Genomic DNA, 9,064 nt, shown 5'->3' on the forward strand with positions numbered 1-9,064 from the left:
TCATGAAATACGGTATTCTGATGTGACAAAACCTGAATCCTGGTCGTTAAAGTGTTTGTTTACACTCATATTTTAACTGTTAGGACTCAGGTTTTTTTATTTAAAGCAAACTATGGGACAGCAGTGGGCCGCGACCCTCTTTGTTACTGTAAACAATTAACGCGCCAGTTCGGCATTAATCGCATCGACAATACGTGGGTCATCGGCCTGAATATCTGGGGCAAAACGTGCCACCACTTCGCCTTCTTTATTGATCAGGAATTTCTCGAAGTTCCATAGCACTTCAGGTGGTTCATTTGGGGTCAGACCATAATCCACCAGATCTTTCCACCACGGGCCTTCACCGATTCGCTCAGGAATGGCTTGAGTCAGGCGGGCATATAGCGGATGTTTATCTTCACCCACTACCGAAATTTTGGCAAATAACGGGAAATCTACCTGATAATTCAGCGAACAGAACTGCTGGATTTCTTCATTGCTGCCGGGTTCTTGCGCCAGAAAGTCATTGGCCGGGAAGCCCAGAATTTCCAGACCTTGTTCTTTTTTCTGCTGATAAAGCTTTTGCAGACCTTCATATTGCGGCGTCAGACCGCATTTAGAAGCCACGTTTACAATCAGCAGCACCTTGCCTTGATACTGGTTCAGTGTGGTTTCTTCACCCTGAATGGTCACGACCGGAATGTCATATACAGATGCCATGTGTTTATCCTAAAGTGATTTATTGTCGTTCTCTGTTGTAACGGGCTTTGCCCAATCCCGCAAGACCTATTGCTGCGGCTTTTGGCAGATTTTTGTATAGCGCTGCGTCAATGCGGCATATTTTAAGCAGGTGCGGAATCCCAGCAAAGTGGAGTGATGGAGCAATTTGAACGCAGCACAAGATTTCACCATCGCGAACTGCCCCAAAGCTGTTAAATTGGACTAGAATGAGGGCACAAGGAAAGTTTAAAAATAAAGTGAAAAGGCATTCATTCAGCGCAGGAAGCAGCGTCTGCTTCAGGCCGATCGACTCAACAAGGAACAGAATATGACACAGCAAGAAAAAATGCTGTCTTGGGCCATTCTTTTACCGGTCAGCGCGGTACTGATCTGGTCACTGAATATTGTCGTGACCCGCTATGTGACCGACTTTATCTCGCCGGTGAGCATCAGTTTTTATCGCTGGTTTTTTGCCTTTCTGATTCTGACCCCGTTTATTTTGCCGCGGGTGATCCGTGAACGCGCCCTGATTGTACCGCATCTGAAACAGCTGGCAGTGCTGAGTGCCTTTGGACTGGTGCTGTATCAGGGACTGGCCTATACCGCTGCGCATTACACCACCGCCACCAATATGGGCATTATTAATGCCTTTATTCCGATTTTTACCATTTTTGTGTCGATGCTGATTCTGCGCGATATTCCGAATCGCTACGCCATTATTGGCAGCCTGTTGTCCTTTGCCGGGCTAATCTATGTGATGGGGCAGGGCAATCCTTGGGGCTTGCTGCATGCCGGTGGTCAGTGGGGCGATCTGCTGATGATTATTGCCGTGTTTTTCTATGCCTTTTACGGGGTTTTTCTGAAAAAATGGCAGCTGCAGATTCCGTTAATGCTGAGCTTGTATGTGCAGATTCTGTTTGCACTGCTGTATCACCTGCCGTTTGTGGCCTGGTTGGGGCTTGATGCCATCAATATGGCCAATGCCGGCAGCGTGATCTACGCCAGTATTTTTCCTTCATTAATTGCCCCTTTGGTGTGGATGATGGCGATTCAGTGTCTGGGACCGAACCGCACCAGTATCTTTATGAACCTGATGCCGGTGTTTACCGCTTTAATTGCCTTTGTCTGGTTAAAAGAGGCCTGGACCATTTATCACAGTATTGGTGGGGCGATTATTCTGTTCGGAATTGTGCTGGCCCAGAAAAAAACTGTGGCGCCAGTGCTGCTGAAAGCTAAATAATTGCCTAAAAAACGAACAAACAAACTTAATTTTTTGCTTGAATGATCTCGTAAATAAAGGCAAATAGACTTTAGTCGAGGAGAGTAGCTTTTAGCTTCTTTAAAAAGCACTTTAAAAAGAGCAAGATAATTTGAACTTTTTCAAATAATGGTTGATTAATCATAGGTTTAAGCTGCTTTTTAAGAGCTAAAATATATTTGTTTTTTTTAAACTGTTCACCCATAATACGCTCCATCGCAGATCAGCGACTGTTGCTGATTTGCCCAGAGATTTCGATACCCTCTGGATGTGATTGATACACATCCTTTTTTATGCTCAACCATCCCTATATGGTTGAGCTTTTTTTTGCCTGAAATTTCTTTCATTTCTGGCCCGATCTTCAGTCACGAATCACGGCACCGGTTTCAGCATCCAGAATACGGCTAGGTAACTGGCTGAGTCCCAAATCGCCATTTAAATAATTCAGCTGATTGCCAAAATACTGGCTGGCCTCTTGCAGGGAGTGCGCCGGTTCCTGTCCGGCCGGATTGGCACTGGTCGATACAATAAAGCCGCTAAAGGCATGACATAGCGCGACACAGAGCGGATGCGTGGTTACACGTACCGCGACTTTAGGATGCTGGCCTTTAATCCAGCTGGGAATATGCTCACCTGCCGGCAACAACCAGGTGGTAGCACGCTCTGCGGGTGGATTGAGCCAGGAGTCGATCACCTGTTGACGCTGTGGTTCGGCCAGGTTGTGCAGCAAATGTTCTACCTGGGAAATATGACCTGCCAATAAAATCACGCCTTTTTCAATCGGACGCTGTTTCAGTTGCAGAATCTGCATAAAAGCATCTTGGTTATACGGGTCACAGCCGAGACCCCAAACTGCCTCTGTAGGATAGGCCAGCACCTGTCCTTGCTGTAGACAAGTGGCTGCTTCGGCAACAGAGGTTGTAATCATGTGGTACACCTTTCGAGGTTATGCGGGGTGTACTATTGTGAACCTTATTGCGATGGACGACAACGCAGATATAGCCCCGATTGCTGCATTGCCATCCCGAGCAGCTCCAGTTCCATTAACTGAGCGGTTAAATGGGCGGTTTCCTGTTGCAGTTCGCTGGCCAGCTGGTCCATGTTTTTACCGACCCAGTCCAGCTGGCTGTATAGGGCCAACAGATGTTCGGGTAAGGTCGGGTGGGCAGCTGCAGATGCTGTAGCGGATAAGGTCGCCTGCTGCTGGCTCAGCCATTGGGTTGGCAAGGCCAGATCTTCAATGACCTGTTCCGGATGATCAACCAGAATCGCGCCTTCCCGAATCAGTTGATGGCAGCCCTGATGAAATTCACTGTAGATATGACCGGGAATGGCAAACACGGTTTTGCCCTGTTCAGCTGCCAGTTTGGCGGTAATCAGCGAGCCACTGTCCAGCGTGGCTTCGGCCACAATTACTCCCAGGCTAAGTCCACTGACAATGCGGTTGCGCCGTGGAAAATGCTGCTGTAGCGGTTTAGTCTGGGGCAGGAACTCACTGATAATAGTGCCATGCCGTTGCAGAATCTGGTCACGCAGACCCTGGTGTGTGGCCGGGTAGGTGAGGTCGAGACCAGTACCCATCACGGCAATGGTACGTTGATGTTTCAAGCCACCCTGATGGGCTGCTTCATCAATGCCTTGCGCCAGGCCACTGTTAATAAAAAAGCCTTTTTCACTTAAATAATAGGCAAAGTCATAAGCCACCTGCCGGCCATGCGGACTGGCTTTGCGACTGCCGACAATTGCCACTTGTGGCTGAAGTAAAGGTTGCGCCTGTCCCTGACCAAATAAAATCGGTGGCTTATCGGCATAGGGCAGCAGTTGGGTGGGGTAACCGACATCTTCGGGAATAAGAATAAAATCGGTATGTTGCTGGATGCGCTGCAGCAAGTGCTGGAAGTCGGCTTGTGCCTGTGCTTGATGAAAATCCCGTGCGCGTTGCAGATGGTTCTGATGCAGTCCCAGTTCTGCCCAGCGCTGCAGGTTGCCGGCTTCGGTGGCCGCAGCGGCCGAACCGAAGTGCCGGATTAATTTATAAAAGCTGGGGAGCGAATGCTGAACCAGATACCACAGGCGAATCGTTGCGAGATGACCGGGTGATATCGTATTCAGCATGGCTCATCCCTCAGTCTTAATCTTCCATAATCGGTGGCTGAATACCGGCCCCGACTTTAATTGGTAGTTCGCTGTCCAGAATATAGGCATAGCTGAGCTGGTCAAAGGTTTTAAAGACCATGGCATAGCCAATACGCTCGCCTGGCAGCTGCACCCGTTCACGGGTTTTCGGATCGGTGACCACTTCGCCTTTTTGAGTTACAGCAAATACATGACCGGATTGCACGCCGTGCGCCTGACCACGGTCAATGGTGACCACACTGTGTTTAGCTGCGGTACCAATTGAACCCATCACGCGTACCACTTGGCCATCTGCTGCAATGTGTTCGGCATTGGTCGGGTAGAATAGGGTTGGTAACATCGGGTCATATTCTGGCAGCACACGATCGCCACGACGCACTTCGGCATTGTAGGTATCGGTCAGTTCCAGGGTGGTAATATCATTTTCACCGCGTACTGCAATACCGGATGCAACCTGAGTCAGCTCCAGACCGGCATTGTATTTTTTACCGTTGGCATCGGTGAAGATATACGGTTCGCCTTCACGATACACAGCATAACGCTGGCCAACTTGCAGACCCTGACCGCGGGCATAGACATTCTGGCCTTTGGCCGCCAGGACACGCTGATCCGCCGTGCCTAAAATATAAGGCGTCTGTTGCAAAGATTCAGGGGCAATAATGCTGGTGCGTTCCAGCCAGTGCTGGATGTACTCCAGTGGAATCACCGGAATGGTATTGTTGAGTGACTCGACCCGGATTTGCGGCTGCAGGCTGGTGGTGTTACCCGTATAACGACGGATAATACCTTCACAGCCATCACCTTCATCTTTACCAATGATCGGGCGGCCATCATAGGTACACATCAGCAGGCGATCTCCCGGGAAAATCCAGTGCGGATTTTTCACGTGCTTGTTGCTGGCCCAGATTTCACGCCAGCGCAGCGGGTTTTGCAGAAACTTCTTGGAAATATCCCACAGCGTATCGCCTTTTTTCACCACATACACATTTGGTGCATTGGCCTGTAAGGTCGGTGGGTTGATATTGCGTGCCGGTGCGGCCTGTACAGTACTGACTGCGCCCACCCCAAAACTGAAACAGACAGCAAGTGCCAGCGCCTGCTGTTTTAACCTCAAGGCACGAAAAGAAGATGTGCCCTTCAAAACCTTTTTCATTATCATAATTCCTAAAATTATGTATGTAGTTGCGTTATAATAACGATCTTACATACATTTTTTCGATGAAGCATTCCTTCATTCGGTTATTTGACCAATGGCAAAGCTGAGGACGTAATATGGCCTTATTACCTATTTTAAGTTTCCCCGATCCCCGTCTTCGTACCATTGCACAACCCGTCGAAGAAGTTACTGATGAAATTCGTCAGCTCGCCGCAGATATGTTTGAAACCATGTATGAAGCGCCCGGCATCGGGCTGGCTGCAACGCAGGTTGACCGTCATATTCAGCTGATTGTTATGGATCTGTCTGAAAACAAAGACCAACCGATGGTATTCATTAACCCCAAAATTACCCCATTGACTGAAGAAACCCAGCCTTATGAAGAAGGCTGCTTGTCAGTGCCTCAAATATACGACAAAGTTGAGCGTCCGTCACGTGTAAAAATTGAGGCAATTAACCTTGAAGGTCAAGCATTTGAGTTAGAAGCGGACGGACTTCTCGCTGTCTGTATCCAACATGAAATGGATCACTTAAATGGTAAGCTTTTTGTCGATTATCTGTCGCCATTAAAGCGCCAGCGTGCCCGTGAAAAAGTCGAAAAAGTGGTGCGTCAGCGTCAGAAAGTGGCGGTTAAACGCTAAACAGCCCTGCGACCAAAAGATCAGGACAAAACAGCCCAATTTCGATTGGGCTTTGTTATACTTGGGCCAGTCAAAAGCAGGAATATATGTTTGTTGATTCGTAGTGGTTTACTGCTCTCACTGATGGCAGTATTTTTACAGATTGCTGTTTTTTTACAGCCTTTGCTGCCGAAAGCCTATCAGGTGGCACCGGTCTGTGAAACCATTACGCGTGCGCTTTTATTGCCGGTTGATCATTCAGCGCATGGACATGCCCATTCCGAACATCTGTACAGTCAGCATCAACCAGTCATTTCAGATGACGGGCATAATCATCATGATGCCAATCATCAATGCCAGTACTGTACCGTGTACGGCAATCTCGTTTTACCGCCAGAACTCAGTGTGAAAGAAGTGCTTGATCGTATTCAAGTGCGTTTTATCGCTTTTGAAAAAGCTTTCCAGCATGTCTGGTTTGCACTGCAACGACTATTTCTTATTCCTCAGGGTAGGGCACCGCCACTGTTTGCATAAAACCGCGTTTGTTTTGCTTGGGTCTTGAATGACTTAAGCCGTGTTTTATATGTATTCCAGTGAGAAATGAAAAATGGCTCAGCCAAAATTCTTTTTACAGCCTCTTGCGGCTGCGATTTGTGTTGCTTGTTATTCACCAGTTGTGTTTGCAGAAACCCCAACACCCGTCCAAAGTCTGGCACCTATTGTGATGACTGCGCATCAGGGCAATGATGCCAACGGCCTGATTGTCCGTGCCGATCCGAAACAGCCAATTCAACCGATTCCAGCCACCGATGGCGCAGATTATCTGCAAAGTATTGTCGGTTTTAGCGCGGTCAACAGTGGCGCTGGTACCAATGGCGATGTGACTTTCCGTGGCATGTTTGGTTCGCGGATTAAAATTCTGACCGATGGCACAGAAAACCTGGGTGCCTGTCCGAGTCGTATGGATTCACCGACCTCCTATATTTCACCAGAAAGTTATGACCAGATTTCGGTAATTAAAGGCCCACAAACCGTGCAATATGCCAATACCGGTTCAGCTGCCACCGTGATTTTTGAGCGCCGTCCGGAACAGTTTGATGAAGATCAGCACTATCGTGGTCAACTGAGTGTGCTGGCCGGTTCATTTGGCCGTCTGGACCATAATATTGAGGTTGCAGCAGGCGACGAGCAGAAATATATTCGCCTAAATAGCAACCGTTCGGTATCGAATAGCTATCAGGATGGTGAGGGCAATACCGTGCCATCGGATTGGGAACGCTGGAATGCAGATCTGGCACTAGGCTGGACGCCGGATGAAGACACTTGGGTAGAACTGACCGGTGGTAAAGCTGATGGTGAGGCGGTTTATGCTGGCCGGATGATGGATGGTTCCAAGTTTGCCCGTGAAAGCCTAGGTTTGCGTGTCGAAAAGAAAAATGTCACCGATGTCATTAAGAAAATCGAAGCGCAAGTGAATTATAACTATAACGACCATGTGATGGACAATTATAGCCTTCGTGATTTTAAACCAACCATGATGATGCCAAAGGAAACAGGAACGAATGTTACGCGTAAAACCTTAAATGCACGTATGGCTGTTACCCAGGAATGGGATAAATTTGAACTGATCACGGGTGTAGATACGCAGAATAACGAGCATACAATTCGGAAGACAGATACTGATCGTAATATTCCTTATCAAAATCTGCCACGCAGCAAAGATATGGAATTCCAGTCAATTGGTGGTTTTGGTGAATTGAGTTATCAAGTCGGTGACAACAATAAACTGGTGTCGGGCTTGCGTTTGGATCAGGTTAAAGTTGACGCTGTTCAGTCAAATCAGGAACGTAAAGAAACATTGCCAAGTGCGTTTTTCCGTTTTGAGAATCATCACCCAGAATATGACGATGGCAAAACCTATATTGGTTTAGGCTATGTAGAACGTATGCCGGATTATTGGGAATTGTTCAGCCCAAAATCAGGTAATGGGCAGTTAAATACCTTTAAAAATATTGATACCGAAAAGACATTACAGCTTGATCTTGGTTATCAGCATGCACATGGAAAATTCAACTCCTGGGCATCCGCTTATGCTGGGCTCATTCAGGATTACATCCTCACCACTTATTTGCCAACAGGTGATATGGGAATGCTAGAGGCACATACCCGTAATGTGGATGCAACCATTGCAGGTGCAGAAGCCGGTATTGGTTATCAGTTTACTGATGCAATTCAGGCAGACGTCAGTGCCATGTATGCCTGGGGTGAAAACACCACAGATAATACGCCGTTGCCACAAATTTCGCCTTTGGAAGCGCGAGTGAATCTACGTTATATCCAGGATAATTACACTTTAGGTGCTTACTGGCGTCTGGTCGATAGTCAAAACCGCATTAGTGAACGTGAAGGCAATATCGTAGGGTATGACCATAATAAGAAGAGTGCAGGTTTTGGTACACTGTCTTTAAACGGGACTTATCATGTGAATGAAGGCGTGGATTTATCTATAGGTGTCGATAATGTCTTTGACCGTACTTATACTGAACACTTAAATAAAATGGGCAATGCTGGAGTTGGATTAGCAGCGACAGAACAATTTAACAATATCGGACGAAATTACTGGGCGCGTGTCAGTATGAAATTCTGATTTGACTAAATTGAATACGAAAAGCAGGGCTTAGGCTCTGCTTTTCTTTTTTTTAATGAGATTAAAATAATTAAATTCAATAGCTTATTCTAAATGTGTATTTCTAAATAAAATAATGAATATTTTTCTTAAAATAATTTTTATAAATAAAACAGCAACTTATAATTTTTTTGGATTAGAAAATAAACACACGATTCAAGAGTCTTAAAAAAGGTGTTGCAAGCCCTCTGAAATGCTGTAGAATGCACATCCATCGGCGGTGATGTTAATTAAAACTTCTGATAAAACAGTAACTTAGCATAAATTGGTTGAGTTGGGTTTTAGAAAGAAAGTTTAAAAATAATTTGCATTACCAGTTGACTTTCATTTTAGAAAGCGTAATATAGCCGACCTAGCTTGATGCTGACGAAGCATGAAGACAATCATTAAGAGATTATGAAGAACAACTTGTGTGGATTTTTACTGGTTGATTAATCGAATATATTTTCATTAATTGATTGGTTTAAATTACTCGAAGTTTATTTGAGCGAATTTAAGTCAGGAATTGA

The 9,064-nt window shown here is 46.3% G+C and carries 10 protein-coding genes; 4 read left to right on the forward strand and 6 right to left on the reverse strand.

Annotated elements, in window-relative coordinates:
* Positions 1 to 156: 156 nt before the first annotated feature.
* Both FTU50_RS14510 and FTU50_RS14515 read right to left on the reverse strand, forming a co-directional pair.
* Positions 157 to 699, reverse strand: a complete 543-nt coding sequence (locus FTU50_RS14510; protein ID WP_005181445.1) for a glutathione peroxidase — start codon at positions 697 to 699, stop codon at positions 157 to 159.
* A 19-nt stretch (positions 700 to 718) separates the two neighbouring features.
* Entirely contained in the window at positions 719 to 1,039 is a 321-nt protein-coding gene (locus tag FTU50_RS14515) for a hypothetical protein (protein ID WP_180047420.1), read from the reverse strand.
* On the opposite strand from FTU50_RS14515, the gene FTU50_RS14520 reads away from it, so the two are divergent.
* The gene (locus FTU50_RS14520) at positions 1,028 to 1,939 is read left to right on the forward strand and encodes a DMT family transporter (RefSeq protein ID WP_180047418.1); all 912 of its coding nucleotides are present in this window, start codon (positions 1,028 to 1,030) and stop codon (positions 1,937 to 1,939) included. The two genes, FTU50_RS14515 and FTU50_RS14520, sit on opposite strands and share 12 nt — an antisense overlap.
* Positions 1,940 to 2,009: 70 nt before the next feature.
* On the opposite strand, the gene FTU50_RS15620 is transcribed toward FTU50_RS14520, so the two are convergent.
* The 4 genes from FTU50_RS15620 to FTU50_RS14540 all read right to left on the reverse strand — a co-directional run bounded on the left by FTU50_RS15620 (position 2,010) and on the right by FTU50_RS14540 (position 5,246).
* On the reverse strand, positions 2,010 to 2,162 hold the full coding sequence (locus FTU50_RS15620) for a hypothetical protein (protein WP_228152267.1): 153 nt from the start codon (positions 2,160 to 2,162) through the stop codon (positions 2,010 to 2,012).
* Positions 2,163 to 2,318: 156 nt separating this feature from the next.
* Positions 2,319 to 2,885, reverse strand: a complete 567-nt coding sequence (locus tag FTU50_RS14530; RefSeq protein ID WP_180047416.1) for an L-threonylcarbamoyladenylate synthase — start codon at positions 2,883 to 2,885, stop codon at positions 2,319 to 2,321.
* A 44-nt stretch (positions 2,886 to 2,929) separates the two neighbouring features.
* Positions 2,930 to 4,072, reverse strand: a complete 1,143-nt coding sequence (dprA, locus tag FTU50_RS14535; protein ID WP_127800660.1) for a DNA-processing protein DprA — start codon at positions 4,070 to 4,072, stop codon at positions 2,930 to 2,932.
* A gap of 16 nt (positions 4,073 to 4,088) precedes the next feature.
* Positions 4,089 to 5,246 carry a LysM peptidoglycan-binding domain-containing protein gene (locus FTU50_RS14540; protein ID WP_180055244.1) on the reverse strand — a complete coding sequence of 386 codons (1,158 nt, stop codon included), beginning with the start codon at positions 5,244 to 5,246 and terminating at the stop codon, positions 4,089 to 4,091.
* A 119-nt stretch (positions 5,247 to 5,365) separates the two neighbouring features.
* Here FTU50_RS14540 and def point away from each other — a divergent pair, with 119 nt between their 5' ends.
* The 3 genes from def (at position 5,366) to FTU50_RS14555 (ending at position 8,516) form a co-directional block, all read left to right on the forward strand.
* Positions 5,366 to 5,890: a peptide deformylase gene (gene def, locus FTU50_RS14545; RefSeq protein WP_005181462.1), complete on the forward strand. Its 525-nt coding sequence runs from the start codon at positions 5,366 to 5,368 to the stop codon at positions 5,888 to 5,890.
* 90 nt (positions 5,891 to 5,980) lie between these two features.
* On the forward strand, positions 5,981 to 6,403 hold the full coding sequence (locus FTU50_RS14550; RefSeq protein WP_016658991.1) for a DUF2946 family protein: 423 nt from the start codon (positions 5,981 to 5,983) through the stop codon (positions 6,401 to 6,403).
* Positions 6,404 to 6,476: 73 nt separating this feature from the next.
* Positions 6,477 to 8,516, forward strand: a complete 2,040-nt coding sequence (locus tag FTU50_RS14555) for a TonB-dependent copper receptor (RefSeq protein WP_180055246.1) — start codon at positions 6,477 to 6,479, stop codon at positions 8,514 to 8,516.
* The last annotated feature ends 548 nt before the right edge of the window (positions 8,517 to 9,064 follow it).

Source organism: Acinetobacter sp. YH12112 (genome assembly GCF_013418945.1).
In the GTDB taxonomy this organism is placed as follows: Bacteria; Pseudomonadota; Gammaproteobacteria; order Pseudomonadales; family Moraxellaceae; genus Acinetobacter; species Acinetobacter indicus.

Excerpts from the sequence above, each read along its gene's own strand:
- FTU50_RS14510 (WP_005181445.1), bottom strand. The coding sequence starts at position 699 with ATGGCATCTGTATATGACATTCCGGTCGTGACCATTCAGGGTGAAGAA.
- def (WP_005181462.1), top strand. The coding sequence starts at position 5,366 with ATGGCCTTATTACCTATTTTAAGTTTCCCCGATCCCCGTCTTCGTACC.
- dprA (WP_127800660.1), bottom strand. The coding sequence starts at position 4,072 with ATGCTGAATACGATATCACCCGGTCATCTCGCAACGATTCGCCTGTGG.
- FTU50_RS14540 (WP_180055244.1), bottom strand. The coding sequence starts at position 5,246 with ATGAAAAAGGTTTTGAAGGGCACATCTTCTTTTCGTGCCTTGAGGTTA.
- FTU50_RS14530 (WP_180047416.1), bottom strand. The coding sequence starts at position 2,885 with ATGATTACAACCTCTGTTGCCGAAGCAGCCACTTGTCTACAGCAAGGA.
- FTU50_RS14555 (WP_180055246.1), top strand. The coding sequence starts at position 6,477 with ATGGCTCAGCCAAAATTCTTTTTACAGCCTCTTGCGGCTGCGATTTGT.
- FTU50_RS14520 (WP_180047418.1), top strand. The coding sequence starts at position 1,028 with ATGACACAGCAAGAAAAAATGCTGTCTTGGGCCATTCTTTTACCGGTC.
- FTU50_RS15620 (WP_228152267.1), bottom strand. The coding sequence starts at position 2,162 with ATGGGTGAACAGTTTAAAAAAAACAAATATATTTTAGCTCTTAAAAAG.